Raw genomic sequence first — 25,773 nt, 5'->3', positions numbered from 1 at the left:
CGGTGGTTTAAAGGCAATTGTTTAGAATGATTATAAATTGATATTAAAGGTCACAAAATTGTCAGCGATTTATTAATAAATCATACTTTTGTGGCATTGTTAGGGGGGTAGTGGCTCCTTTAACCATGGGAGTTAATTTTTTACATTCACAAATAAATAGTATAAAGTGCTAAATATGAGAACTATCTCATCCGTTTTGGGAAGCCTTGCGAGGGTGGTGTCAACGAGTTTGATGCTATTATTTGCCGTTACGACGTTGCATGCGCAAGATGTCAAGGAAGGTGAAAAAATCTTCAAATCTAAGTGTACATCCTGTCACGCCATTGACAGAAAAGTAGTTGGTCCTGCGTTGAAAGGAGTTCCAGATACAAAATCTGAAGAATGGTTGATCAAATGGATTCGCAACTCTCAAGCTCTAATTGCTTCTGGTGATGCCGAAGCGGTTAAAATCTTTGAAGAGTACAACAAGTCTGTGATGACTTCTTTTACGGATTTATCTGATGATCAGATTAAATCGGTAATCGCGTTTATCAAAGATGCCTCAGTAGAGAAACCGAAAGATGCTGCTACAAGTGGCGCAGCAGCAAAAGATGATAACGCGTCTATGTTCATGATTTTGGGCTTGATCGCGGTTGTTGTTTTGGCGGTTGTTGTGATCGTGGTGTTGAACCGTGTGATCCGTACCTTAGAAAATGTTATTGCTAAGAATCAGGAAGCGATTGCAGCACAACAAGAACCTGAAGACAATCAACGTTTTGTGAAGTTTGCGAAAGCATTCGTTAAAAACAAAAAATTGGTTGGATTCACCGTGTTGATGCTTGTTGCTCTGTTGGCAGTAGGTGGTTGGAAAACGATGTGGAACGTTGGTGTTCACGAAGGTTACAAACCTGTTCAACCTATTAAGTTCTCACACCAAATCCACGCTGGTGTAAATAAAATTGAGTGTCAATACTGTCACGGTGGTGCATTTAAATCTAAAAATGCATCTATACCATCGGCTAACGTATGTATGAACTGTCACAATACAATCACTGCGTCTGAGCATTATGATGGTGAGATCTCACCAGAAATCGCGAAGATTTACCGTGCGTTAGATTGGAATCCTGAGACACGTACTTATGGAAATAATCCAAAACCAATTCAATGGGTTCGTATCCATAACTTGCCTGATTTCGCTTACTTCAATCACTCACAACACGTTGTGGTAGCAGGAGTAGAGTGTCAGACTTGTCACGGACCGATCCAAAATATGGAAGAAGTATATCAATACTCTCCATTGACAATGAAATGGTGTGTGGACTGTCACAAAAAGACAGATATCAAATCGGATAATAAATATTATGAAGATCTGATTAAGGCACACGAAAGAATTAAGAAAGGTGAGAAAATGACTGCAGCCATGATCGGTGGTCTTGAGTGTGGTAAATGTCACTATTAATAATTATTTGAAATACGCAATCTTATATACAGCTTAAATGGATAGCAATAAAAAATATTGGAAAGGTTTGGAAGAGTTAAATCAAACTCCTGCTTTCGTTGAGGGAAGCAAGGGTGAGTTTGCCGAATCTATTCCTGTAGAAGATGTATTAAACGAAGCTGGCTTGAGTACTAAAACTCCTCGCCGTGACTTCTTGAAAGCATTAGGTTTTGGTTTGGGTGCTGTTTCTTTAGCGGCTTGTAACCGTACTCCTGTGCATAAGGCAGTTCCTTATTTGATTAAACCTGAAGAAATAACTCCAGGTATACCTAACTACTATGCTTCGACATTCAATGGTCAGAGTATCTTGGTTAAAACGCGTGAAGGTCGTCCGATTAACGTTGAGCCTAACCCGAATGCAATTGGTTTGAACCAAGGTTTGGATTCAACTACTGCTGCTTCTGTATTGGATTTATACGATGAGTCTAAATTGAAACAGGCACAATTGAAAGGTCAAGATGTAGAGTGGTCTAAATTGGATGGGGAAGTTGTTAAAGCATTAACTGCAGCCGCATCTTCTGGTAAACAAATTACGATCGTTTCGAATACAGTAAACAGTCCTTCAACCTTGGCAGCTATCGCTGCTTTCGCAACGAAATTTCCTACAGTTAACCACGTACAATACGATGCTGTGTCTTACAGTGGTATTATTGAAGCAAATAAAGCTTCTTTTGGTAAAGCTGTAGTTCCTTCATACAATTTTGATAAAGCAAATATCATTGTTTCAGTTGCCGCTGATTTCTTAGGAACTTGGTTGGCAGGTGAAGAACATACACAACAATACGCTAAAAACCGTGACTATAAATCATTGAAAAATGGCAAAATGTCACGTCACGTACAATTTGAATCCGGTCTTTCGATGACGGGTACAAATGCGGATGCGCGTATCGCTATCAAACCTTCAGAAGAAGGTGCTACATTGATCGCTTTGTATAATGCAATCACTGGTCAATCACTGGCTGGCGCGACTGCAAACAAAAAAGCACAAAAAGGTGTAGCATTAGCTGCAAAAGAATTGGTGAACAGCAAAGGCGCAGCTGTTGTTGTTGCTGGTTCAAACGATGTGAATGTTCAGGTATTGGTCAATGCAATCAACGTTGCATTGGGCGCTTACGGTACAATCATTGATTTAGATAACTACTCTAAACAATATCAAGGTTCTGATTCATCATTCCAAGCATTCTTGGCAGCTGCTAAGGGTGGACAGGTAGGTGCTGCGTTCTTCTTGAACAGCAACCCTGTTTACGACTACTTCAAAGCAGAGGATGTAAAAGCCGCATTGAAACAAATTCCTTTTACCTTATCATTCGCGCAACGTGCTGATGAGACCGCTTCGGAATTGACAGCGATCGCGCCTGCAAGTACTTTCTTAGAGTCTTGGGGTGACGCAAATCCGAAGGAAGGTTTGTACTCAATCGTTCAACCAACAATCAATCCTGTCTTCCAAACACGTCAAGTTGAGCAAAGCTTGTTGACTTGGGCAGGAAACACAACAGATATGTACAACTTCGTTAAGAACTTGTGGTCTACACAAATCTTAGCTGGTTCTACGAAAAACTGGGATGCTGTATTGCAAACTGGTTTTGAATATAAAGGTGCTAAAGCTGCGACTGCTCCTGCCTTTACAGGAAATGCTGCTGCTGCGGCTTCTGCTATCGAAGCTTCGAGCAAAGCAATCACTGGCGAGTTTGAATTGAAACTTTACGAACCTTCTGCTCTTCGCGATGGTCGTTACGCAAACAATGCTTACTTACAGGAATTGCCTGATCCAGTATCTAAGGTAACTTGGGACAACTACGCTGCCCTAAATCCTAAAGATGCTGAAAAACTAGGCTTGGGTGAAGATGGCAAAGTAACGGTAAAAGCAAATGGTGTTGAATTGGAATTGCCTGTTGTACAACAACCAGGTCAAGCACAAGGAACTGTTTCAGTTGCTGTAGGTTATGGCCGCACGAAAGTTGGTAAAGCAGGTAATGAAGTCGGTAAAAACGCATTCCCGTTTGCTTCTATTATCAACGGTACTGTTCAAGGTGTTGCAAAAGCAACTGTAGCGAAAGCTTCTGGAACTTACCAATTGGCACAAACACAAACACACCACACGATCGAAGGTCGTAACGTGATTCGTGAGACTACGTTTGCGAAATACTTGAAAGATCCTAACTCTGAGGCGGGACGCTTTACAGATAATCACAAAACGTATGATTTGTGGAACAAATACGAGCAACCGGGTCACAAATGGGTGATGGCGATCGACTTGAACGCATGTACAGGTTGTGGTGCTTGTATCGTAGCTTGTAATGTGGAGAATAACATCCCTGTTGTAGGTCGTGATGAGGTTCGTCGTCGTCGTGAGATGCATTGGTTACGTATTGACCGTTACTATACAATCGAAGGCAAAGAAAAAGATCTTACAAAAGAGAAAGAAATTGCGAAAGCTTCGGCTGAATTGGATTTCGAAGATATCACTGTTGTTCACCAACCGATGTTGTGTCAGCACTGTGGTCACGCACCTTGTGAAACAGTTTGTCCGGTATTGGCAACAGTACACTCTTCAGAAGGTCTGAACCATATGGCTTACAACCGTTGTTTCGGAACACGTTACTGTGCAAACAACTGTCCGTTCAAAGTACGTCGTTTCAACTGGTTCGCATACTGGAATGATTCGCGTTTTGACAACTACTTGAACAATGAGTTCACACAATTGGTATTGAATCCAGATGTGGTAACACGTTCACGTGGGGTAATGGAAAAATGTTCAATGTGTATCCAACGTATCCAAGCAGGTAAATTGCAAGCTAAGATCGAAAATCGTAAAGTGAAAGATGGCGATATCCAAATGGCTTGTCAACAAGCATGTTCGGCAAATGCAATCATCTTTGGTGACGCTAACGATCCAGAATCAGAAGTATCCAAAGCATTGCGCAATGAGCGTGTTTATTACGTACTTGAGGAAATCAATGTTCAACCGGGTATCGGTTATATGACAAAAGTTAGAAACACTTTTGAGGCGTAATCTTGTACAATATTTGAAATAAAATTACTATGTCATCGCATAACGAATCAATATTAAGAGAACCATTAATGACCGGTAAAGACATCACGTATGCAAAAATTACGGATGATATCTTACTACCGGTTGAAAATAAACCAAATAAAGCATGGTGGATTGGTTTTACCGTTGCTGTATTAGGAGCTTTATTATGGGTAGTTAGCGTTAGTTATACCTTTTGGACAGGTATCGGCGCTTGGGGTCTGAATAAAACTGTAGGCTGGGCCTGGGATATCACCGACTTCGTATGGTGGGTTGGTATCGGTCACGCTGGTACGTTGATTTCAGCTGTATTATTAATTTTCCGTCAGAACTGGCGTAACTCAATCAACCGTTCCGCAGAGGCGATGACGATCTTTGCGGTAATCTGTGCGGCTACCTACGTTGTCGCTCACATGGGTCGTCCTTGGTTGGCTTATTGGATTTTCCCACTTCCAAATCAGTTTGGATCGCTTTGGGTAAACTTCAACTCTCCATTGGTATGGGATGCGTTTGCGATCTCAACATACTTCACCGTATCCTTGGTATTTTGGTACTGTGGTTTGTTGCCAGATATCGCGACTATCCGTGACCGTGCTACTGGATTAAAACAAAAGATTTATTCTGTATTATCATTCGGTTGGAATGGTTCTGTGAAGACTTGGCAACGTTTTGAAATCGTGTCATTGATCTTGGCAGGTATTTCAACACCACTGGTACTTTCTGTACACACCATCGTATCCATGGACTTTGCAACTTCGGTTATCCCTGGATGGCATACGACGATCTTCCCGCCATATTTCGTGGCAGGTGCGATCTTCTCGGGTTTTGCGATGGTACAGACTTTATTGTTGATCTTACGTAAAGTAATGAACTTTGAAAACTACATCACGATGTTCCACATTGAGTCGATGAATATCATCATCATGACGACTGGTTCTATCGTAGGTGTGGCTTACTTAACAGAGTTGTTTATCGCGATGTACTCTCGTTCAGAATACGAAATGTATGCGTTCGAGAACCGTATGTTGGGTCCATACGCATGGGCATACTGGTCGATGATGACTTGTAACGTAATTTCTCCACAGTTATTCTGGTTCAAAAAAATCCGTACAAGTATTCCGATCTCATGGATCTTATCTATCGTGGTAAATATCGGTATGTGGTTTGAGCGTTTCGTAATTATCGTGACTTCATTGCACCGTGATTACTTGCCTTCATCTTGGGCAATGTTCTACCCAACTTGGACAGACGTAGGTATCTTTGTAGGTTCAATTGGATTATTCTTTACGTTATTCTTGTTGTTCTTACGTTTCTTACCGGGTATAGCAATTGCCGAAGTTAAGTTGTTGTTGAAATCATCATCATTACAACACAAAACGAAATTGGCTCAGGAAGGTGCATTCCCTGCAGAGCAAGTGGAGTACTTCCAGGAATCATTGGAGAAATATGATTCAGTGACAGAAGAAGAGATTAAAGAATTATCAGTTAGAAAATAATCAGCAATGAGCAATACAAAATATATATTAGGTAGTTTTGCGGATCCGGATGACATGATGCATGGGATCGACAAGTTGCAAGCAAACAATATAAGTATTTATGACTGCTTTACTCCGATGCCTATCCACGGTATCGAAGCGAAGTTAGGTGTGAAACCTTCTCGCTTGCCTATCGCAGCATTTTGCTTTGGAGCATTGGGAACGACATTAGGTTTTAGTTTATTGTATTATACCATGGTATACGATTGGCCAATGAATATTGGTGGTAAACCATCTTTTGCAATGCCAAACTTTGTTCCTGTAACATTTGAGGTTACCATCTTATTGTGTGCTTTGGGTATGGTTGCTACATTTTTCTTCCGTAACCACTTGTTCCCGGGACGTACACCTCGCGTGATGGACCTAAGAGCGACAGATGACCGTTTCATCCTTGCAGTAGATGCCAAAGAAAATGCAGACCACGCTTTGATCGATAGTTTATTGAAAGAAGCGGGTGCTGTTGAAGTTAAGTACAATGATAGAAAATATGTTAGCTATGAATAAGAAGAATTTACTTGGAACTGTATGCGCAGCTGTAGCATTAACAGCACTTGTTTCTTCTTGTGGTGATAAAACAACTCGTAGTACAGGTTTGGAATTTTCCCGTAACATGTACGATCCGCTTGCGTTCAATCCGGATCAACCCAACGCGAATTTTGCTGATGGAAAAACAGCGCAAACTCCGCCAAAGGGTACCGATCCAGTTGGATTCACTCGTTTCGAGTATGCCAATACATTAGAGGAGTACGAACGTGCGGGACGGGAAGTTAAAAATCCTTTGGTTGTCAATGCAGAAAACCTTGAAAAAGGAAAGGCATTGTTCACCACGTACTGTTCGGTATGTCACGGACCGGAAGGTAAAGGTGACGGACCGCTGACGAAAGATCGTAGTGTAACTGATTCTAGAGGTACCCGTCAATTAGAGAACTTTCCGCCGCCACCGTCTTATCATAGAACGGATGCGGCAAACTCTTCGAGAGGTGGTTTGATGGCTGACTTGACAGATGGTAAAATCTACCATACGATTTATTACGGACACAACTCCATGGGATCGCATGCATCGCAATTGTCTCCAGAAGAGAGATGGAAAGTTGTTATGTATGTTCACGAATTACAAAAGAAATAATCTAACATCAGATATATAAATGGGAACTCACAGTCATCATCACGATTATAATTTCAACGAGCGATACGAGTTTGCTGGCAAAGCTAAAATGTTCAGTATTATCGCTGTTGTACTAGGCGTAGCTGCTGTAGCTTTCGGGTTGCTTTCGGGCGATTCGCATACTGTAGAGCGTACTTACGCCAACTTGTTATTGATGGGTTATTACTTTACATGTGTATGCGCAGCTGGAGCATTCTTCGTTGCCTTGCAATATGTAACACAGTCTGCATGGTCTGCAGGTCTGGTACGTATACCTCAGGCTATGGCAGGTGTTTTACCAATTGCATCCTTGATCTTACTAGTTATAGTGGGCTTAGGTCTGACTACACATAACTTGTATCATCACTGGCATGCAGATGGTCTTTTAGACCCCAATCATGCAAATTATGACCCTATTATCGAAGGAAAATCAGCTTACTTAAATGTACCTTTCTTTTTGACTCGTCAAATTGTATTCATGGGTATCTATAGTATTTTTGCCGTTGTCCTTGCGAAACTTTCTTATAAAGAGGATTTAGAAGGCGGTTTGACATCTTACAAAAAGTCATTCAAATTGTCGGCAATCTTCTTGGTTATCTTTGGATTTACAACACCAATTTGGGCATTCGATACGATCATGTCCCTAGAGGCACACTGGTTTTCTACGATGTTCGGATGGTATAACTTCGCAGCAATGTGGGTGAGTGGTATTTCATGTATCACGATTATCGTTGTTGTATTGAAGAAAGCTGGTTATATGAACTGGGTGAACGAAAATCATTTACACGATTTGGGTAAATTGATGTTTGGTTTCTCCATCTTCTGGACTTATGTTTGGTTTGCACAATTCATGTTGATTTGGTATTCGAACATTCCTGAGGAAACAGTTTATTTCTACAAACGTTGGGAACCTGAATACAAACCTTGGTTTTGGTTGAGTATTATCATTAACTTTGTGTCTCCATTGCTTATATTGGTAGATCGCGATGCTAAACGTAAACAAAATGTTATGTTGTTCGTAGCGATCCTATTGTTGGCAGGTCACTGGCTTGATTATTATATCATGGTTATGCCCGGTACTGTTGCTGAACATAGAGGATTTGGTATCATTGAAATCGGAACTGCACTTGGTTTCTTAGGTTTGTTCATCTTTTTAGTGATGAGTAAATTAAGCAAACAAGCCTTGGTGCCTAAAAATCATCCTTTCTTGGATGAGAGTTTACATCACCAGATATAGTTTCACTTTTAAAGGAAGGTTACGTAAAAACGTTATAAAAGAAATGAGCTTTAAATTAAATAATAGATTCAAATCCATCTCGGGTTTTGTGCTTGCACTAGGGCTGCTTTTTGCAAATCCTATTCTTGCAAGTCAACAAGATACAGTAGCATCTGATTCTGCTAAAGTGGCGACTACAGCGTTAGCTGCCCCTGCAGCAACGGATTCGGTTGCAAAAGATACAACAGCGGCAGCAGGTGCTGCTGCTGTTGCATCTGCTAGCTCTACTACAGAGGCTAGCGCAGCTGCTCCTGCTGTTGAAGAAGTGAAGCAAATAGACCCTCAGGTTTATAAAAACTTCACATACTATGTGTTATTGTTCTTAGTCATTTGTACAATCGTTGCCGTTATTGGCAAGGTACTTTCGATCTACGAATTGACACGAAAAATGAACGGTAGATACAATCCTTTTGCGAATAACACATTCCAATCGGCATTGTTGTTTGTCTTCTTGGTTGTATTTCTTTACGGTGTCTACTGGTCATACGTACATTGGGGAGCCGCATATTGGCGGTCTGCGGTGACAGAACATGGTGAACGTATTGATACCATGTTTATCATCACAACGGCAATTACAACATTTGTATTGGTTATCACACATATTTTGTTGTTGACTTTTACATTCTTGTACCGCATGCGTGCAAAACGTCAAGCCTATTATTATCCGCATAACAATGCAATTGAGAAGCTTTGGACAATTGTTCCGGCTGTGGTTTTGACCGTATTGGTATTGTTCGGTTTCTTTACTTGGAGATCGATTACAAATGTTCCAGAGGATCTTCAAAAATCTGCATTACAAATTGAAGTATTGGGTGAGCAGTTCCAATGGAATGTACGTTACCCTGGTACAGATGGCGTTATTGGTAAACGTAATTACAAAATGACGACACCAACAAATCCTTACGGGATCGATTTTAATGATAAAAATTCATGGGATGATATTCAAGGTTCTGAGATTTGGTTACCTGTAAACAAACCAGTTCGTTTCCATATCGTTTCAAAAGATATTATTCACTCTTTCTTTATTCCAGATTTCCGTGTTCAAATCAATGCGGTACCCGGAATGACCAACTACTTCCAATTCACACCTACTGTAACAACAGAAGAAATGCGTGATCGTTTGGGAGACTACAACTATGATTTTGTGATGTTATGTAACAAGATCTGTGGATCTGCTCACTGGAACATGCAAAAGAAAGTGGTTGTTGTAACTGAGGCACAATATAAAGAGTGGTTAGCTAAACAAAACAAATATTTTACTGAAGACCTACAAAAGGAATTCAGTGGTAAAACGGCTGACGTAAAAAAGGATAGCGTACAAGTTACAGCATCTTTGAACTAATTAAGAATTTTTGAATATAAAATCGAATATGTCAAGTACAGTAATATCGCATAGCGCTGAACATCACGATTCGCACGGACATCATCACGAGGAATCATTCATCAGAAAGTATATCTTTTCTGGTGACCACAAGATGATTGCCAAGCAATTCTTGATCACTGGTATCATCATGGCAGTTTTTGCGATGCTTTTATCAGTATTATTCCGTATCCAGTTAGCATGGCCGGATAAAGAATTCCCTATATTAGAAGTATTCTTGGGCAAATGGGCTGAGGGTGGCCGTATTAAGCCGGAGTTTTTCCTTTCCTTGGTGACGATCCACGGTACTGTCATGGTATTCTTCGTGTTGACAGCGGGTCTATCGGGTACATTCAGTAACTTATTGATTCCATATCAAATCGGTGCGCGCGATATGGCGTCGCCTTTTATGAATATGTTATCCTACTGGTTGTTCTTCATTGCATCAGTAATCATGATCGCTTCTTTCTTTGTAGAGAGCGGACCTGCTTCTGCTGGTTGGACAATCTATCCACCATTATCGGCTGTACCAACAGCAATCGCTGGATCTGCGACTGGTATGACTTTATGGTTGGTGAGTATGGTTCTATTCGTCGCTTCACAGTTGATCGGTGGTATCAACTACGTAAGTACGATTTTGAACATGCGTACAAAAGGTATGGATCTATGGAAAATGCCTTTGACAATCTGGGCATTCTTCTTAACTGCAATCGTGGGTATGTTGTCATTCCCAGTCTTGGTATCTGCAGTGGTTCTTTTGATTTTTGACCGTGCCGCTGGTACGTCATTCTATTTGTCTGATCTGGTTGTACAAGGACAGATTTTACCTAATGAAGGTGGTTCTCCAATTTTGTTCCAGCACTTGTTCTGGTTCTTGGGTCACCCAGAGGTATATATCGTAGTTATGCCTGCATTAGGTTTGACTTCTGAGGTTATTGCTACAAACTCACGTAAACCAATTTTCGGTTACCACGCCATGGTTTACTCGTTGATCGGTATCACCGTGTTGTCATTTATCGTATGGGGTCACCATATGTTTGTGACAGGTATGAATCCGTTCTTAGGTGGTGTATTTATGATCACAACGTTGATTATTGCCGTTCCTTCGGCTGTTAAGGCATTCAACTACCTTGCAACATTATGGAAAGGTAATATCCGCTTTACGCCGGCAATGATGTTTGCTATCGGTTTGGTATCTTTCTTTATCTCCGGTGGTTTGACAGGATTGTTTTTGGGTAATGCAGCATTGGATATCAACTTGCACGATACGTATTTCGTTGTAGCCCACTTCCACTTGGTAATGGGATCTGCTTCCATTTTCGGTATGCTTTGTGGGGTCTACCACTGGTACCCTAAAATGTTTGGTCGTATGATGAATACGAAATTGGGTTATTTACACTTTTGGTTGACTTTCATCGGTGCTTACCTGGTATTCTTCCCAATGCACTTTATGGGTATTGATGGTGTGCCACGTCGTTACTATGCATTTACTGAGTTTGCTTTCATGGCAAAATGGGTATCTGTGAATCAATTGGTTACTTGGGCGGCTATCATTGCTGCTTTGGGACAAGTTGCATTTTTATGGAACTTCTTTTACTCGATCTTCTTCGGTAAGAAGGCCACACAAAATCCTTGGCAATCAAACACCTTGGAATGGACTACTCCGGTAGAGCATATTCACGGTAACTGGCCGGGAGAAATTCCAACAGTACACCGTTGGCCTTACGATTACAGTAAGCCAGGTCATGGTGAGGATTTCATTCCTCAAGATGTTCCTTTCTCTGAAACAATGAGCTCGAATTTGCCTCATGATTTTGAAGGAGACGAGGAAGCTGAGCGTATCCAGGCAGAATGGAATGCGCAGAATGGTAGAAAAGACTAATAAGATTTAATGAAATAGAGTAGGGCTTGTACCTACTCTATTTTATACAAGTTTGTATTTTAAGAGGTAGGGGTAGTATTATGTTTCCAGCTGCTGAAAAGCGATTTATAAAGACCAATTTTATTACGATTATCGTATTATTCATGGTCATTATTGCTGGGGGTGTTGTACGGAGTACAGGTTCAGGCATGGGATGTCCAGATTGGCCAAAATGTTTTAACCGTATTATTCCACCCACAGATATTTCCCAATTACCACAAGGATATGAACAACATTATATTGAAGGAAGAGCAAAGAAGAATGAACGTTTCGCCAAGATTGTAGAATTTTTTGGTGATAAGGAAATGGCTTACAAGCTTCGTACCGACAAAAGTATTTTGCAGCATGAGGAATTTAATGTTGCGAAGACCTGGACGGAGTATATCAATCGTTTGGTAGGTGTTATTTCCGGATTTTGTTTATTGTTTACCGCCATTTATTCCTTCACATATATAAAATCAAAAAGTTCGATCGTTGTTTGGTCAGTGATTAATCTTTTTGTTGTGGTTATTCAGGCTTGGTTGGGTTCGATCGTCGTATCGACTAATTTGATGCCATGGATTATCACTGTACATATGCTCTTGGCGCTTGTAATTGTTTGTATTAGTATATACACTTACTTTAAAGCAGTTACTTTACGTGATAAGACCATATTGGTTAATCGTTCTTTAAGCGTATTGAAAGTTCTGGCATTGGCATCGATATTATTGATGTTAACGCAAGTGATCGTCGGAACGGGTGTTCGGGAGGAAGTTGATCTATTGACTGGTTCCAACATTGCCCGTGCCGATTTTATAACAGCTATTGGCCAACAATTTGAAGTGCATCGATGGTTGGCATATTGTTCTTTGATTTTAGTTATTGTATTATTCTTTTTGGTCCGCACAAGTTTCAATACAGGATCTAAGCAGTTTAAATTTGCTTTAATCGCATTGATCCTCGTGGGTATCCAAATGCTATCAGGAATTATCTTAGCTCGATTTGCAATACCGGCATTTGCGCAGACAACACACTTGGTTATTGGGACACTTTTGTTTGGTGCTCAATTTTATCTGTTGTTGCTGTTAAATAAGCAGAGGCATTAATTTTGAAATTCGAGATGTTTATGTTAAAAACTATGTGTTTGAATACACTGGTAGTAGGAGGTCTCTTTTAATTATGAAAGAATTTATTTCAGATTTTAAAAAGCTCGTTAAGTTAAGACTTACGTTGACGGTGGTATTCTCCGCCTCAATAGCTTTTCTGATAGGATCAAAACAACAGGGTGAAATTTTCTGGATCAATTGGTTGTTGTTGACTGTAGGCGGTTTTCTGGTAACAGGTTCTGCCAATGGTTTTAACGAGATCATCGAAAAAGATCTGGACAAATTGATGAAACGTACGGAGGATAGACCGTTACCTTCCGGTCGGATGACAACTGGTCAAGCTTTGGTATTGAGCGTCTTTATGGGCATACTGGGTACCTTGGTATTGGTTCGCTTAAATTTTGTGGCGGGCTTATTGTCGGTATTTTGTATCCTACTTTATGCATTCATCTATACACCTTTAAAAAGAAAATCACCAATAGCCGTTTTTGTAGGGGCCTTTCCGGGCGCATTTCCACCATTAATTGGTTATTATGCAGCCTTTTCACAGGATGATCTTGCCTATTACAGTGGACACAACGAAGCCGCGATTATTATTATTCCCTTTGTTTTGTTCGCGATTCAGTTTTTATGGCAGTTTCCACATTTCTGGGCAATCGCCTGGGTTGTGGATGATGACTATAAATTGGCTGGTTTTAGGTTGTTACCAACTACAAAACGTGATAAGATATCGGCCTTTATGGTATTCATTACAGGATTGTTAATGATTCCTGCTGGATTTATACCTTATTATTTTGGCTTTGGTGGAATTTGGTTTACGATAGTGTCCGTCATTGGTGGATTGATGTTTGGGTATTATGGCTATTTGCTTTTTAGGAATTGTGATATTCCTTCGGCAAAGAAAGTTATGTTTACATCTTTCATCTATTTACCTGTTACACAACTCGTATTATTGCTTAACTTTATTCCTTTGAAATAATGTTAGATATACAGGCACAGACTGACGAGAAGTTAGTACAGAGAAAAGCTCAGAAATTCAACCTTTGGTTGGGTATGCTGGGTATGTTCATGATGTTTGCTGCGTTATCCAGTGGTTTCATTGTATATACAGCGAGTGGCGTGGACAAAGGGATCAAGACCCTATTACCAAATGCACTGTTGTATAGTACAATTGTGATTGCGGTAAGTAGTCTTACGATGTTTTTAGCACATAAAGCTGCTAAAAATGGTGATTCTTCCAAACAAAAGGCATTGTTGATGGTCACTTTTGTTTTGGGTATCGTATTTTTTGCGTTACAGGTACATGCTTGGAACGTATTAATCGAAAGAGGTGTTTATTTTGTGAATAACAATGCATCCCAATCGTTTATTTACGTTTTTATTTGGATGCACTTGGCACATATTATTGCGGGTTTGATCGTTTTGATTGGCGCGATTATAGGAGTTAACAAACTTCCTAAGGACGGCAATCTTTTCCGCATGGATCTTGCCAGTATTTTTTGGCATTTTCTCGATCTTTTATGGATTTATATATATGTTTTCTTACTTTTGAATCAATAATAGTAAACAATGAGTACAACAGTATCGCAATTGGATAAGGTAAAAACTGGTCCATGGAATGGTGGAAAATCACCTTGGAACTTAGAGTATGGAAAAATCATGATGTGGTTTTTCTTGGTAGGGGATGCCTTCACATTTTCTGCATTTTTGGTTTATTACGGCGCACAACGCTTTTCTCACCCAACTTGGCCAGATCCTGATAAGATTTTCCAATCTATCCCGGGTATTGCGGAGCATGGTCAACCTTTGGTATTCGTAGGTTTGATGACCTTTATCTTGATTATGTCTTCGGTAACGATGGTTTTGGCCGTTGAAGCTGGTCACCGTAATCAAAAAAATGAAGTTGTTAAATGGATGCTATGGACAATTTTGGGAGGTATCTGTTTCGTAGGTTGTCAGGCTATCGAGTGGACTCACTTACACCACATGGGTTTCTGGTTTGGTAAAAATCCAGCTACAGGTTTAGAAGGTGATGCGATTAAAACCGCGTTGTTGCCATACTTTACACACGATATTTCCTATACGTCGGCCTTGCAATTTGCAAACTTGTTCTTCACGATTACAGGTTTCCACGGTTTCCACGTTACTGTAGGTATTATATTAAACATCATCATTCTTTGCATGACGTTGAATAATACTTTTGAAAATCGTGGTTCTTATTTAATGATTGAAAAAGTAGGTTTATATTGGCACTTTGTGGATTTGGTGTGGGTATTCGTATTTACATTCTTCTACTTAATCTAATCACTGTATTATTAATTTTAGATCGCTATGTCACAATATCAAGATAATATCGCTCACGGAGAGCATGCTCACGAAGGTGGGATGGATAAGAAAGCCATCTGGAGAGTATTTGGCGTACTTTTGGCGCTTACTTGTCTAGAGTTCTTAATTGCATTAGGTTTTGTTCACCACTGGCAAATTTTAGCCAAAGGTGCATTGGTAAATACTATTTATATCGTTTTAACTTTGGTTAAAGCATATTATATCGTTGCATTCTTTATGCACTTAAAATTTGAAAAATCGAGTTTCATCGTTACAGTATCAATAGTCTTTATTTTTATTATTTATTTTATCGTCCTGATGCTAGTTGAGGGAGGTTTCTTGGCTGGTGCTTTTCAGGAGCATCAATTGTTTCCAAATAAATAGATAAAGTGAATAATGGATAATAATAATACTGGACAAAAGAAAGGTATTAAAACTATATTGATCCTGGCAGTAATTCTTTTATTGCCAGGATTTTTATATTTTATACTAAATAAAAGTGGTTCCAATAGCTACGTTTCCTTACCTATTTTCGGTAAAAAGGAGGTTCCCGGAACAACACACCGTAAATGGGGACGTGATATTCCCGATACCATTTATCATACCGTTCCGCCCGTTGATTTTGTGAATTATGACGGCAAGCCTGTGCGCCTAATGGATAGTGATACGACCTTGTCCGTGGTACATTTGATGTATTCAAGAGATGCTTCATTGTCGCGAATGATGGTGAAGAAGCTGGATCAGATTGCCAATCGCTTTATTCATAATAAAAAGGTAAAACTGTATTCGATCACCGTGGATACTGCGTACGATACGCCGGGGGTTCTGACGAAATACGTAAAAGTTTACAAACCTTGGACTAAATCCTGGTTTTTTGTGACAGATCCTAATGTCGATATCTTTAAATTTGCCAAAGAGAGTTTATTACAGGATGCGTTGGTAAACAGTGATAAGAACAAGCCATTTATTATCGGTTCGAATTATCTCTTGCTTGACACAAAAGGACGGATTCGCGGCATGTATGATATTAATGTAAAGACAGATGTCGATCGTCTTGAAGACGAAATTAAGTTACTGTTGGTGGAAGAAATCCGAAACCATCCAGCCACAATAGAACAAAAGAGATTTTAACATTATGGAAGAGAGCCTTATTAAAGAAAAAAAGTATAGTAAGTGGATTTGGTTGCTGTCTATTGTGATTCCAATAGTTGTCGCTATTTTGTTTACTGTGAATTTACAAAAGCTAGGTTATGACGTGAAGCCATTGACTTTTCTGCCGCCGATTTATGCGACGATCAACGGAGTAACCGCGGTGTTGTTATTTTGGGCGGTAGCTGCAATAAAGAAGGGGAATAAAACTTTGCACGAACGTTTGATTAAATGTTGTATTGCCTGTTCCTTAGCCTTTTTGGCAATGTATGTGGCCTATCACATGACATCTATTGAAACAAAATATGGAGGAGAGGGAATTTTAAGACCAATCTATTTCTTTATATTGATCACACATATTCTCTTGTCTATTATAATCATACCGTTTGTTCTTTTTACTTTTGTAAGAGGTATTTCGGGATCTTATGCGCGACACAAAAAGTTGGCACGGATCACTTACCCCATGTGGCTCTATGTTGCAGTGACAGGTGTCATTGTTTATTTGATGATTTCACCCTATTATATAGGTTAATTTAATAAAGGAGAGTGCTTATGAAACGTATTTGGATATATCAAGCTGATCGCATCCTCACGGTTGAGGAGGGGCAACAAATAGAAGTTGAACTATCGGCTTTTGCTGAGCAGTGGAAAGTGCATGGTAAGCCCTTGTCTGCCTCTGCTGAACTGCGCGACAACCTTTTTATTATTCTAAAGGTTGATGAGGATATTGCTGCGGCTTCAGGTTGCTCTGTAGATAGTTCGGTTCGTTTTCTGAAAGGTATAGAAGAAAAGTACGGGGTACAACTCTTCGATCGTATGCAATTTGCGTATAAATCGGCGAGCGGCGTCGCGGTAGTCAACCGTTCAGGTTTTGAAAGATTATTGGCCGCAGGTGAAATAAATGATAACACACTCGTGTTTGATAATACAATTACTTACGAGCATCAATTGGATAACGCTTGGGTGGTTCCTTTTAAAGAGAGCTGGCACAAAAGATTATTTGCATAACGAAAAGAGGGTATAAAAAAAACGCCATTTCATCAATGGCGTTTTTTTATGGTGTTACGAGATCGTAGTGAGCTGTATAATAAAGGAATTGATCTGCATTCCATCCGTTGTTGCGCCAGATCACTGAAATCTCCAAATTTAACGCTAAGATCCAATCCGGGTATTCCTATTCCGGAATGGTATAATGATGCATATACTTTGCAATTGCATTTGCTCTTCTGTTGACATAAGAAGAAGGATTACGCGCATCCCATTCGCGGGGATTTGGCAGGATTGCGATAATCAATGCCGCTTGTTTTTTGGACAGATTGCTTCCGGTTTTGCTAAAATAGTATTCAGCAGCTGCATCTGCTCCATAAACTCCCTGTCCCATTTCAATGACATTGAGATAGACTTCAAGAATACGTTTTTTACTCCAGAAGGTTTCAATGAGTACCGTGAAGTAGGTTTCAAATCCTTTTCTTAACCAAGAGCGACCTGGCCAGAGAAAGACGTTTTTGGCAACCTGCTGACTGATTGTACTTCCGCCGCGCAGTTTTTTACCCTGCGCATTTTTTTTGATGGCATTTTGGATGCCCTTGAGGTCGAAACCCCAGTGGGTCATAAAATGGGCATCTTCACCAGCAATGGCCGCTAGCTTTAAATTGTCCGAAAGTTCGTCGTAACTCAACCAGTTTTTTTCCAGTTTAAACCCTTTACCCTGTTCCTTGAGTTCAAAGCCACGTTGAATCATCAGCCAGGTAATAGGTGGGTTAATAAAACGTAAGCTTATTACCCAAAAAAGGCTGATGCCAATAAAATAGAGGACGACTCTGCTTATGATGCGCAGAACGGGTGATTTGATAGACTTCAATGGATTGAAGGAAACTTTCTTAAAGGTATTTTTTTGTTTGCTGGCTGTATTTTGCTTACCAGATCTTTTGATGGCCATGACTAAATTTTTTCGGATACAAACTTAGCGTATATTCTTGTTTAATGGAAATGATTTTATCGAGAAGTTGAGGGTATTGTTTGCCAAAGCGACGATATTATCCTATTTTTACGCTTCACAAATTTGATTTTAGAAGTTGGCAAAAGAAAAGAAAGTAACTCCGTTGATGCAACAGTATAATGCGATCAAGATTAAGTATCCTGGTGCATTATTGTTGTTCCGTGTTGGCGATTTTTACGAGACATTTGGTGAGGATGCAATCAAGGCGGCTCAAATTTTGGGTATCGTTTTGACGAAACGAGGGAATGGTTCGGAATCCGAAACGGCGTTGGCGGGTTTTCCACATCACTCGCTGGAAACTTATCTCCCTAAATTGGTGCGTGCAGGTCAACGGGTAGCAATCTGTGATCAGCTGGAGGATCCCAAAACAACCAAAACGATCGTTAAACGTGGCGTCACGGAATTGGTTACTCCTGGAGTCTCTTACAATGATAACATTGTTCAGCAGAAATCGAATAATTATCTAGCCTCTATTTTTACAGATAAAGACAAGATCGGTATTGCTTTTCTGGATATTTCTACTGGTGAATTTCTTGTTGCTCAAGGAAGCACATCCTATATAGATAAATTGCTTCAGGGTTTCAAGCCGACTGAAATCATTTTACCCAAAAAACAAAGCAAGGATTTTATCGAGCAGTTCGGAGCACACTATTATACTTATTTTTTGGATGAGTGGCCCTATACTGGTGACTATGCGACCGAGGCTTTGTTAAAGCACTTTGAAGTTGCATCGTTGAAAGGCTTTGGCGTGGAGCGGATGTCAGCAGGCATCGTTGCGGCGGGGGTTGCCCTGCATTACCTCAATGAAACGGAACACCGCAACCTACAACATATATCGACACTTTCCCGCATTGAAGAGGACCGGTTTATGTGGCTGGACCGATTTACGATCCGCAATCTGGAACTGATCGGATCCATGAACGAAAATGCAGTTACACTGTCAGATGTCCTCGATCATACAGCAAGTCCAATGGGCGCACGGCTTTTGAAGCGTTGGATCGTCATGCCATTGAAAGATAAAAAGGGTATTCAGGAACGTTTGGACGTTGTGGATTTCTTTTTTAATAACCGTGAACTGCGGGACGAGCTGATCGGGCAGATTAAACAAGTTGGTGACCTGGAACGATTGATATCAAAGATCGGGCTTCAAAAGGCCAATCCGAGAGAGATTGTTCAATTGAAACGTGCTTTACATGCCATTGAAAAACTCAAGGAACTGACCGATCGTAAGGACGCGCAATCACTGGCCCTGATATCCGATCAATTGGATGCCTGTGCCGCTATTCGAGAACGAATAGAACAACAAATACAGGCTGAACCGCCTGTGGCCATCAATAAGGGCAACGTCATTGCTGCGGGAGTTGATGCTGAATTGGATCGCCTGCGTAAGATTTCTTTTGGCGGTAAAGATTATTTGTTGGAAATTCAAAAAAGAGAAGCTGAACTGACGGGTATCCCGTCCCTAAAGATCGCATTCAACAATGTATTTGGTTACTATCTTGAAGTAACGAATACACATAAGGACAAAGTTCCAACGGAGTGGATCCGCAAGCAAACCTTGGTCAATGCGGAACGATATATCACAGAGGAACTGAAAGAATATGAAGAGCAGATTCTTGGAGCCGAAGAAAAGATCCAGGCATTGGAAAATAGACTCTATGCTGAACTATTGGTTGCTATTGCAGAATATATCAAGCCGATTCAACTGAATGCACAGCTTATTGCCAAGCTGGACGTGCTACTTAATTTTGCCATTGTCGCAGAAAAGAACTATTACGTCAAACCGGAGGTGAGTGACAGCAAGATTTTGGATATAAAAGGTGGACGGCATCCTGTTATCGAAAAAAATCTGCCGATTGGTGAAGATTATATTACCAACGACACCTATCTCGACCCCAAAGCGCAGCAGATTATTATTATCACCGGTCCGAATATGGCGGGTAAGTCAGCTTTGCTCCGTCAGACAGGGCTAATTGTCCTGATGGCGCAGATTGGTTGTTTTGTACCTGCCAAAGAAGCCAAAATAGGTCTTGTCGATAAAATATTTACCAGAGTAGGGGCTTCGGATAATTTGTCTTCCGGAGAGTCTACATTTATGGTGGAGATGAATGAAACCGCCAGTATCATGAATAACCTTTCGGATCGAAGTCTGATCCTTTTGGATGAAATTGGACGTGGGACAAGTACCTACGATGGAATTTCGATCGCTTGGGCAATAGCAGAATATTTACATAATCATCCTGCTGCCAAAGCGAAGACTCTCTTTGCGACACATTATCATGAATTGAATGAACTGTCAACCTCGCTTGAGCGCATAAAAAATTACAATGTTACGGTAAAGGAGGTCAATAATAAGGTGATCTTTTTGCGTAAGCTCGTACCCGGAGGGTCCGAACATAGTTTTGGTATTCATGTTGCCAAGCTCGCGGGAATGCCGCCGAAGCTGTTGAACCGTGCCAATCAAATTTTGAAACGATTGGAACAGGAGCGTACAGGGGGGGAGCAGATTAAAGATAGCATGCGTAAGATTCAGAAACAGGCCTATCAGTTGCAGATGTTTTCTATAGATGATCCGGTTCTGAATAAAATCCGCGACATGTTGAACAACTTGGATGTTAACTCACTTACTCCTGTGGAAGCCTTGATGAAATTAGACGAAATTCAGCGTTTGCTAAAAAATTAGATAAAAACAGATTGGCTTATGCTGCACGTGGATCCCAAGGATCTGCTTCAACAGGAGGAAAAGAGATTCAAATGGTGGAACGGATGATAAAGTGAATTAGAACCTGAAGAAGAACGCTGCAGTTCCGTAATTCGACTGTATCGGTGTCAGGACCTTGCTACTCGCATCATAGGGAGCATAGTGGTAAGCCACCTCAATTCCAACATATTTCTTGTTTTTCATCTGAAAAAGAGAGGAAAACCCCAAGCCTAGGTGAACATTGTTAATGGTTACCATGCGATCGTTGTAACCGCCGTCATAATAGTAACCGTCCGGGTCATAATATCCGTCTGAATAGACGCTTTCCGTGATGCCCGTATCCGTAATATCTATCCCTATTATGCCTTTGGGAATTAGGATGCATTTTTCGTTGTCAAAAATTTTATAGCCCACGGAACCTCCGATAAATCCTGTTGCGGAAGAATTGACCGTAACATCGGATCCTTCATAATTGTAGGCGATATTTTTATCATTTGAATTGATCCGCACGTTGAAACCACCCTCGAATATAAATTTGCGTTCCAATGAACTCATAAGCATAAATCCAAACATGAAATTTGTTCCAAAAATCTTGTTTGCGCCTCCAAGAGGACTCATCACACCGATGAGGGGAACATAGCCCAGTTTGGATCTACTTCTGTTTCCGTAGACTTGAGGACGACTCTTCGGTTGTTCGGTATTTTGAGGTGCCGGTTCATCTTCGGGGCTATCGGTATCGGCAAACAAATGAAGAATATCTCTTTCACGATCATTGAGACTGTAGTTAGTTGAAGAGAGCAGCGCCCGGGCTCTTATCTTGATTAAATTGTCCAAAGGATGCCGCAGGGGAAAGAAATTGTATATCGATTTATTTTGTTCGTATTGCTGGGCGAAGTCGCCCCGGTCAGCAGCATCTAAACGTTGAACAAATGTCTTGTCCAATTGATTACCGATATAACGTTCTATTTCTGTACCACTATCCTTTTTGTCGATAATGAGTAGAAGAATGCGTAAGCGTTGGCCGAATTCCGTTACACCACAGCTGGCCTGTAAGGTATTCAATAAGGGGGCAATTTTGTCGAACTCATTGTTGTTCAACGCTCCTGTTATTAAGGGAAGGATCTCTGCTGTATGTTTTTCGCATGTTTCTTGTGCCTGAGTTTTTTGTGGGGCAAGAAAGCAAATGAAAGCAAATACTGCAAAAATGAACTGACGGATCATCATGGCTTATAGATTTATCAGGGACTAAATTAATAAATAAATTGAATGATGTCTTCCTTATTTGTGGCAAACATCTCAAAAGTTTTATCTTTGGCTCATGGCGTCTATATTTCGATTTAAACAATTTGAAGTTGATCAATCCAATTGTGCGATGAAGATCAATACAGATGGCGTATTGTTGGCATCATTGGTCGATACGGATGGTGCGAGGCGGATGCTGGATGTCGGTACGGGCACAGGTGTGATCGCACTTATGTTGGCTCAACGGATGATTGATAGCCAGGTGGAGGCCGTGGAGATAGATGAACTTGCAGCAGCGATGGCGAGCAGAAATTTTAATAATTCGATTTTTAAGGATCGGCTCGTATTGCATGCGACTGCTTTTCAACACTTACAAATAAGCGATCCCTACGATCTGATTGTATCAAATCCTCCTTTTTATACAGATTCACTGCATAATCCAGATGTCCGGAAGAAATTAGCCCGACATACGGACCTGGACTTTTTTCGGGAATTACTACAGTTCGCATCGTCGTATTTAACTTCTAAAGGTAAAATTGTTCTGATTCTCCCTACACAACTCGCGGAAACGGTAATGGCATTGGCAGTGGAACATCGCTTGTATCGTACCGCTGAAATTGAAATAAGCTCATTCGTTGGGGATCCCGTGATTCGAAAGATCGTCACTTTTGAACGTATGCCAACGGCGATGGTTGACCGACGTGAATTTGTGATTTATAAATCCAGGGGCGTTTACTCGGAATCGTACAAGAATGCTTTGGCGCCTTATTTTTTAGCTTTCTAGACTATGACAAAAATTGGACTTCTTTCGGATACACATTCCTATTTAGATGAATCTGTATTCAAGTACTTTGCTGATTGCGATGAGATTTGGCATGCCGGGGATTTCGGTGACGCTGCTATTGCGGACCAACTAGAAGCTTTTAAACCTTTGCGTGGGGTGTACGGAAATATTGACGGAAAAGATCTTCGTTTGCGTTTTCCTGAAGATTTAAGATTTACCTGTGAGGAGGTGGAGGTTTTTATAACCCATATTGGGGGCTATCCGGGGAAGTATGCTCCTCGAATCAAGGCCGGCCTATTGGCTGATCCGCCAAAATTGTTTATCACCGGGCACTCCCATATCCTCAAGGTTGTTTTTGACCCGAAAATCCGTTGTCTTCATCTCAATCCAGGTGCTGCAGGCAAACATGGTTGGCATAAAGTAAGAACGCTTATGCGCTTTGAGATCAATAAGGATAAGATTGAAAACCTTGAAGTGATTGAGCTCAAGGGGAGATAGTCCATCAATCTCTAAAGGGGCGTGCTACGACGATGGCCTTAAGATGGATACACAGATATTCCTATAACGAGTCACGTACTTCCAGCAAGAAGCTCTTCAGGCGTTCTAAAGAATCCACAACACGTTGATTTTCTTTTGCCTCGGATTTGTTGTCACGGAGATAATCTCTTGCACCTTGTAGCGTATATCCTTTTTCTTTTACCAGATTGAAGATGATTTTGAGGTTTGCGATATCTTCCTGCGTAAAGAGTCGGTTGCCCTTTTTATTTTTCTTGGGTTGAAGAATGTCAAACTCACGCTCATAAAAACGTATCTGGGATGCATTTACATCAAACATCTCTGTAACTTCCCCCATTGTATAATACAATTTATTTATTTCACGCTCTTTGTACGGCATATCATCGCAATTAATCTATAGCAAACTTAATAAAAATTCCAATTCAAAAAGAAATTTTGCGGTTTCTTATTTTAGGTAGCCGGGAAACAAAGCGGTGAAAGAGAGCCGGTAATTGAAGTTCTGATCTATATATGGTCTTAGCCGCTTTGGGGTTGGGACATGGCAAGTTGTTGTGGCGCTAGGATGCGCATTGTAAATAAGGACTAAATTAGCTAAGTTTGACTGACGTTGAAACCTATATGGACAGATCGGATGATTATCGTTAGCAAATTTTGGACAAATTTATTCTCTTTTGGGAAAGCCGATGCAATTACTATTTTTCCGATTATATTTCTGAAACATGCATTTTTTAAAGATAACAAGGAGCTGATCCGCCACGAGCGTATCCACTTGCGGCAAGCCCTGGAACTGGGGATTGTGTTTTTTTATCTCTGGTATTTATGTGAATTTGTGGTTCGCTTTGCCCGTTTTCACGATTTTGACAAAGCTTACCACCAGATTTCCTTTGAACGGGAAGCTTATCGTCACGAAGATGATCCTGCCTACTTATCCAAAAGAAAGATCTGGGCATTTTGGCAATACATATAATTGACTCGATCAAGCATTTAGATTGCATAAAAAAGGCTCTTAAAACATGTTAAGAGCCTTTTTGTATATTTAAATTTTACGTTTTATCCGACTAATTTGAGATAAGTGGCCACTTTGTCTTTTAATTGTCTACGGTCAACGATAAAATCCAAGAATCCATGTTCAAGTACAAACTCAGATGTCTGGAATCCTTTAGGAAGGTCTTTTTTGATTGTTTCTTTAATAACACGAGGGCCGGCAAATCCGATCAACGCGCCGGGTTCAGCAATATTAACATCGCCTAGCATGGCATAAGAGGCTGTTACTCCGCCGGTGGTCGGGTCGGTCAATAGACATACGTAAGGAAGTCCTGCTTGTGCCAGTAATGCTAATTTGGCTGAAGTTTTTGCCATTTGCATCAAAGAGAATGCGGCTTCCATCATACGTGCACCACCTGATTTTGAGATCAGCATAAAAGGAATTTTATGCTCGATACAGTAATCAATGGAGCGTGCGATTTTTTCTCCAACGACAGATCCCATCGATCCGCCGATAAAGCTAAAGTCCATACAAGCGATCACAATATCCTGGCCATTCATTTTACCGTGACCAGAGCGTATCGCATCTTTAAGGCCTGTTTTTGCTTGACTTTCTTTTAAGCGTTCAGGGTATGGTTTTGAATCGAAAAATTCCAGCGGGTCACCAGAATTTAGGTTGGGGAATAGTTCAGTAAATTCGTTATTGTCAAATAAAATTGAAAAATATTCTTTGGAGCCAATTCTTAAATGATGGCCACAATATTGACAAACATAGTCGTTTTCTACTTGTTCAAGATGCAACAGTGGTTTTTTACACGTGGGACACTTGTTCCACATGCCATCCGGTGCTTCTTTTTTATTAGCGGTAGCTGTGCTAATACCAGCTTTTTCTCTTTTAAACCAACTCATACGATAGTTCTTATTCGATTACAAACTTAGATAAAAATGCTTTTATATACAATTATAATTGTGTTGAATGTAAAGGGCAGTAAATCAATTGTTTCGTTTGGTAGGGATGCTGGTCGGCGGATAAGACACGCGATTTGAGAGCATATTGTCGGGCTAAATTGGGGCGGCTGGGGTTGAGGACGATCCCTGATCAAAAATTTGGGCACAAAAAAAGGGTAAGCTACTTCTATCGCACCGCTCAACCAAATACCCTTGCTTTGTTCCCAACCTGGGGGAGTCAATGGGAGCTGGTCGTAGAAGACTTACCCAGCACAAAAGTAGAAAAAAAAATAGTT

Annotated in this window: 24 protein-coding genes and 1 other RNA gene; 20 read left to right on the top strand and 5 right to left on the bottom strand. The window is 40.6% G+C overall.

The features are described from left to right. Positions 1-175 precede the first annotated feature (175 nt). From DCO56_RS22655 to DCO56_RS22580, 16 genes are all read left to right on the top strand, one after another. A complete protein-coding gene (locus DCO56_RS22655) occupies positions 176-1,438 on the top strand; it encodes a cytochrome c3 family protein (protein ID WP_108635999.1) in 1,263 nt (420 codons plus the stop codon). A 37-nt stretch (positions 1,439-1,475) separates the two neighbouring features. Beyond that, positions 1,476-4,490, top strand: coding sequence for a TAT-variant-translocated molybdopterin oxidoreductase (locus DCO56_RS22650; RefSeq protein ID WP_108635998.1), 3,015 nt, complete (start codon positions 1,476-1,478; stop codon positions 4,488-4,490). Positions 4,491-4,519: 29 nt separating this feature from the next. Continuing rightward, on the top strand, positions 4,520-6,004 hold the full coding sequence (nrfD, locus tag DCO56_RS22645) for an NrfD/PsrC family molybdoenzyme membrane anchor subunit (RefSeq protein ID WP_077437920.1): 1,485 nt from the start codon (positions 4,520-4,522) through the stop codon (positions 6,002-6,004). 6 nt (positions 6,005-6,010) lie between these two features. Then, the gene (locus tag DCO56_RS22640; RefSeq protein WP_108635997.1) at positions 6,011-6,547 is read left to right on the top strand and encodes a DUF3341 domain-containing protein; all 537 of its coding nucleotides are present in this window, start codon (positions 6,011-6,013) and stop codon (positions 6,545-6,547) included. Between the two features lie 106 nt (positions 6,548-6,653). Next, positions 6,654-7,169, top strand: coding sequence for a c-type cytochrome (locus DCO56_RS22635; RefSeq protein ID WP_313533445.1), 516 nt, complete (start codon positions 6,654-6,656; stop codon positions 7,167-7,169). 19 nt (positions 7,170-7,188) lie between these two features. Next, entirely contained in the window at positions 7,189-8,424 is a 1,236-nt protein-coding gene (locus tag DCO56_RS22630) for a quinol:cytochrome C oxidoreductase (RefSeq protein ID WP_108635995.1), read from the top strand. Positions 8,425-8,467: 43 nt separating this feature from the next. Beyond that, positions 8,468-9,805, top strand: coding sequence for a cytochrome c oxidase subunit II (locus tag DCO56_RS22625; RefSeq protein ID WP_108635994.1), 1,338 nt, complete (start codon positions 8,468-8,470; stop codon positions 9,803-9,805). Between the two features lie 28 nt (positions 9,806-9,833). Further along, complete coding sequence (locus DCO56_RS22620; protein ID WP_181390647.1) at positions 9,834-11,705, top strand: cytochrome c oxidase subunit I; 1,872 nt, start codon at positions 9,834-9,836, stop codon at positions 11,703-11,705. A gap of 80 nt (positions 11,706-11,785) precedes the next feature. Then, the gene (locus DCO56_RS22615; RefSeq protein ID WP_108635992.1) at positions 11,786-12,829 is read left to right on the top strand and encodes a COX15/CtaA family protein; all 1,044 of its coding nucleotides are present in this window, start codon (positions 11,786-11,788) and stop codon (positions 12,827-12,829) included. A gap of 73 nt (positions 12,830-12,902) precedes the next feature. Further along, a complete protein-coding gene (gene cyoE / locus DCO56_RS22610) occupies positions 12,903-13,808 on the top strand; it encodes a heme o synthase (protein ID WP_108635991.1) in 906 nt (301 codons plus the stop codon). After that, on the top strand, positions 13,808-14,389 hold the full coding sequence (locus tag DCO56_RS22605; RefSeq protein WP_108635990.1) for a cytochrome c oxidase subunit 3: 582 nt from the start codon (positions 13,808-13,810) through the stop codon (positions 14,387-14,389). The genes cyoE and DCO56_RS22605 overlap by 1 nt, the downstream gene beginning before the upstream one ends. Positions 14,390-14,398: 9 nt before the next feature. Next, on the top strand, positions 14,399-15,133 hold the full coding sequence (locus DCO56_RS22600; RefSeq protein ID WP_108635989.1) for a cytochrome c oxidase subunit 3: 735 nt from the start codon (positions 14,399-14,401) through the stop codon (positions 15,131-15,133). Between the two features lie 27 nt (positions 15,134-15,160). After that, positions 15,161-15,538, top strand: coding sequence for a cytochrome C oxidase subunit IV family protein (locus tag DCO56_RS22595; RefSeq protein ID WP_077437911.1), 378 nt, complete (start codon positions 15,161-15,163; stop codon positions 15,536-15,538). Positions 15,539-15,550: 12 nt separating this feature from the next. Further along, the gene (locus DCO56_RS22590; protein WP_108635988.1) at positions 15,551-16,285 is read left to right on the top strand and encodes an SCO family protein; all 735 of its coding nucleotides are present in this window, start codon (positions 15,551-15,553) and stop codon (positions 16,283-16,285) included. A gap of 4 nt (positions 16,286-16,289) precedes the next feature. Continuing rightward, on the top strand, positions 16,290-16,835 hold the full coding sequence (locus tag DCO56_RS22585; RefSeq protein WP_108635987.1) for a DUF420 domain-containing protein: 546 nt from the start codon (positions 16,290-16,292) through the stop codon (positions 16,833-16,835). Between the two features lie 20 nt (positions 16,836-16,855). Then, positions 16,856-17,311, top strand: a complete 456-nt coding sequence (locus DCO56_RS22580) for an ABC transporter ATPase (RefSeq protein ID WP_104384994.1) — start codon at positions 16,856-16,858, stop codon at positions 17,309-17,311. Positions 17,312-17,477: 166 nt separating this feature from the next. On the opposite strand, the gene mtgA is transcribed toward DCO56_RS22580, so the two are convergent. After that, positions 17,478-18,242: a monofunctional biosynthetic peptidoglycan transglycosylase gene (gene mtgA / locus DCO56_RS22575; RefSeq protein ID WP_108635986.1), complete on the bottom strand. Its 765-nt coding sequence runs from the start codon at positions 18,240-18,242 to the stop codon at positions 17,478-17,480. Positions 18,243-18,378: 136 nt separating this feature from the next. Here mtgA and mutS point away from each other — a divergent pair, with 136 nt between their 5' ends. Then, positions 18,379-20,985: a DNA mismatch repair protein MutS gene (gene mutS / locus DCO56_RS22570; protein ID WP_108635985.1), complete on the top strand. Its 2,607-nt coding sequence runs from the start codon at positions 18,379-18,381 to the stop codon at positions 20,983-20,985. Between the two features lie 96 nt (positions 20,986-21,081). On the opposite strand, the gene DCO56_RS22565 is transcribed toward mutS, so the two are convergent. After that, positions 21,082-22,227 carry a hypothetical protein gene (locus tag DCO56_RS22565; protein ID WP_146191117.1) on the bottom strand — a complete coding sequence of 382 codons (1,146 nt, stop codon included), beginning with the start codon at positions 22,225-22,227 and terminating at the stop codon, positions 21,082-21,084. 94 nt (positions 22,228-22,321) lie between these two features. On the opposite strand from DCO56_RS22565, the gene DCO56_RS22560 reads away from it, so the two are divergent. Together DCO56_RS22560 and DCO56_RS22555 are read left to right on the top strand one after the other, a co-directional pair. Then, complete coding sequence (locus DCO56_RS22560; RefSeq protein WP_108635983.1) at positions 22,322-23,029, top strand: tRNA1(Val) (adenine(37)-N6)-methyltransferase; 708 nt, start codon at positions 22,322-22,324, stop codon at positions 23,027-23,029. Positions 23,030-23,032: 3 nt separating this feature from the next. Further along, a complete protein-coding gene (locus tag DCO56_RS22555) occupies positions 23,033-23,527 on the top strand; it encodes a metallophosphoesterase family protein (protein ID WP_108635982.1) in 495 nt (164 codons plus the stop codon). 61 nt (positions 23,528-23,588) lie between these two features. On the opposite strand, the gene DCO56_RS22550 is transcribed toward DCO56_RS22555, so the two are convergent. Then, the gene (locus DCO56_RS22550) at positions 23,589-23,924 is read right to left on the bottom strand and encodes a MerR family transcriptional regulator (RefSeq protein WP_077437903.1); all 336 of its coding nucleotides are present in this window, start codon (positions 23,922-23,924) and stop codon (positions 23,589-23,591) included. A gap of 252 nt (positions 23,925-24,176) precedes the next feature. On the opposite strand from DCO56_RS22550, the gene DCO56_RS22545 reads away from it, so the two are divergent. Beyond that, positions 24,177-24,512 carry a hypothetical protein gene (locus tag DCO56_RS22545; RefSeq protein ID WP_108635981.1) on the top strand — a complete coding sequence of 112 codons (336 nt, stop codon included), beginning with the start codon at positions 24,177-24,179 and terminating at the stop codon, positions 24,510-24,512. An 83-nt stretch (positions 24,513-24,595) separates the two neighbouring features. On the opposite strand, the gene accD is transcribed toward DCO56_RS22545, so the two are convergent. Both accD and ffs read right to left on the bottom strand, forming a co-directional pair. After that, a complete protein-coding gene (gene accD / locus DCO56_RS22540) occupies positions 24,596-25,438 on the bottom strand; it encodes an acetyl-CoA carboxylase, carboxyltransferase subunit beta (RefSeq protein ID WP_108635980.1) in 843 nt (280 codons plus the stop codon). Positions 25,439-25,648: 210 nt separating this feature from the next. Further along, an RNA gene (ffs, locus tag DCO56_RS22535) (signal recognition particle sRNA small type) lies at positions 25,649-25,746 on the bottom strand. Positions 25,747-25,773: the final 27 nt, after the last annotated feature.

The sequence above is a fragment of the Sphingobacterium athyrii genome (genome assembly GCF_003071065.1).
GTDB lineage: Bacteria > Bacteroidota > Bacteroidia > Sphingobacteriales > Sphingobacteriaceae > Sphingobacterium > Sphingobacterium athyrii.
Note: the sequence above shows the minus strand (reverse complement) of the source record. Positions and strands in the feature narration are given on the sequence as shown.

What these genes read in the sequence shown, in the direction of transcription:
- DCO56_RS22650 (WP_108635998.1), top strand. Translation starts at nt 1,476, where the DNA reads ATGGATAGCAATAAAAAATATTGGAAAGGTTTGGAAGAGTTAAATCAA.
- DCO56_RS22600 (WP_108635989.1), top strand. Translation starts at nt 14,399, where the DNA reads ATGAGTACAACAGTATCGCAATTGGATAAGGTAAAAACTGGTCCATGG.
- DCO56_RS22640 (WP_108635997.1), top strand. Translation starts at nt 6,011, where the DNA reads ATGAGCAATACAAAATATATATTAGGTAGTTTTGCGGATCCGGATGAC.
- DCO56_RS22560 (WP_108635983.1), top strand. Translation starts at nt 22,322, where the DNA reads ATGGCGTCTATATTTCGATTTAAACAATTTGAAGTTGATCAATCCAAT.
- DCO56_RS22585 (WP_108635987.1), top strand. Translation starts at nt 16,290, where the DNA reads ATGGAAGAGAGCCTTATTAAAGAAAAAAAGTATAGTAAGTGGATTTGG.
- DCO56_RS22625 (WP_108635994.1), top strand. Translation starts at nt 8,468, where the DNA reads ATGAGCTTTAAATTAAATAATAGATTCAAATCCATCTCGGGTTTTGTG.
- DCO56_RS22615 (WP_108635992.1), top strand. Translation starts at nt 11,786, where the DNA reads ATGTTTCCAGCTGCTGAAAAGCGATTTATAAAGACCAATTTTATTACG.
- DCO56_RS22605 (WP_108635990.1), top strand. Translation starts at nt 13,808, where the DNA reads ATGTTAGATATACAGGCACAGACTGACGAGAAGTTAGTACAGAGAAAA.
- accD (WP_108635980.1), bottom strand. Translation starts at nt 25,438, where the DNA reads ATGAGTTGGTTTAAAAGAGAAAAAGCTGGTATTAGCACAGCTACCGCT.
- DCO56_RS22620 (WP_181390647.1), top strand. Translation starts at nt 9,834, where the DNA reads ATGTCAAGTACAGTAATATCGCATAGCGCTGAACATCACGATTCGCAC.
- DCO56_RS22580 (WP_104384994.1), top strand. Translation starts at nt 16,856, where the DNA reads ATGAAACGTATTTGGATATATCAAGCTGATCGCATCCTCACGGTTGAG.
- DCO56_RS22565 (WP_146191117.1), bottom strand. Translation starts at nt 22,227, where the DNA reads ATGATGATCCGTCAGTTCATTTTTGCAGTATTTGCTTTCATTTGCTTT.
- DCO56_RS22545 (WP_108635981.1), top strand. Translation starts at nt 24,177, where the DNA reads ATGATTATCGTTAGCAAATTTTGGACAAATTTATTCTCTTTTGGGAAA.
- DCO56_RS22655 (WP_108635999.1), top strand. Translation starts at nt 176, where the DNA reads ATGAGAACTATCTCATCCGTTTTGGGAAGCCTTGCGAGGGTGGTGTCA.
- DCO56_RS22630 (WP_108635995.1), top strand. Translation starts at nt 7,189, where the DNA reads ATGGGAACTCACAGTCATCATCACGATTATAATTTCAACGAGCGATAC.
- DCO56_RS22590 (WP_108635988.1), top strand. Translation starts at nt 15,551, where the DNA reads ATGGATAATAATAATACTGGACAAAAGAAAGGTATTAAAACTATATTG.
- nrfD (WP_077437920.1), top strand. Translation starts at nt 4,520, where the DNA reads ATGTCATCGCATAACGAATCAATATTAAGAGAACCATTAATGACCGGT.
- DCO56_RS22595 (WP_077437911.1), top strand. Translation starts at nt 15,161, where the DNA reads ATGTCACAATATCAAGATAATATCGCTCACGGAGAGCATGCTCACGAA.
- mtgA (WP_108635986.1), bottom strand. Translation starts at nt 18,242, where the DNA reads ATGGCCATCAAAAGATCTGGTAAGCAAAATACAGCCAGCAAACAAAAA.
- DCO56_RS22550 (WP_077437903.1), bottom strand. Translation starts at nt 23,924, where the DNA reads ATGCCGTACAAAGAGCGTGAAATAAATAAATTGTATTATACAATGGGG.
- DCO56_RS22555 (WP_108635982.1), top strand. Translation starts at nt 23,033, where the DNA reads ATGACAAAAATTGGACTTCTTTCGGATACACATTCCTATTTAGATGAA.
- DCO56_RS22635 (WP_313533445.1), top strand. Translation starts at nt 6,654, where the DNA reads ATGTACGATCCGCTTGCGTTCAATCCGGATCAACCCAACGCGAATTTT.
- cyoE (WP_108635991.1), top strand. Translation starts at nt 12,903, where the DNA reads ATGAAAGAATTTATTTCAGATTTTAAAAAGCTCGTTAAGTTAAGACTT.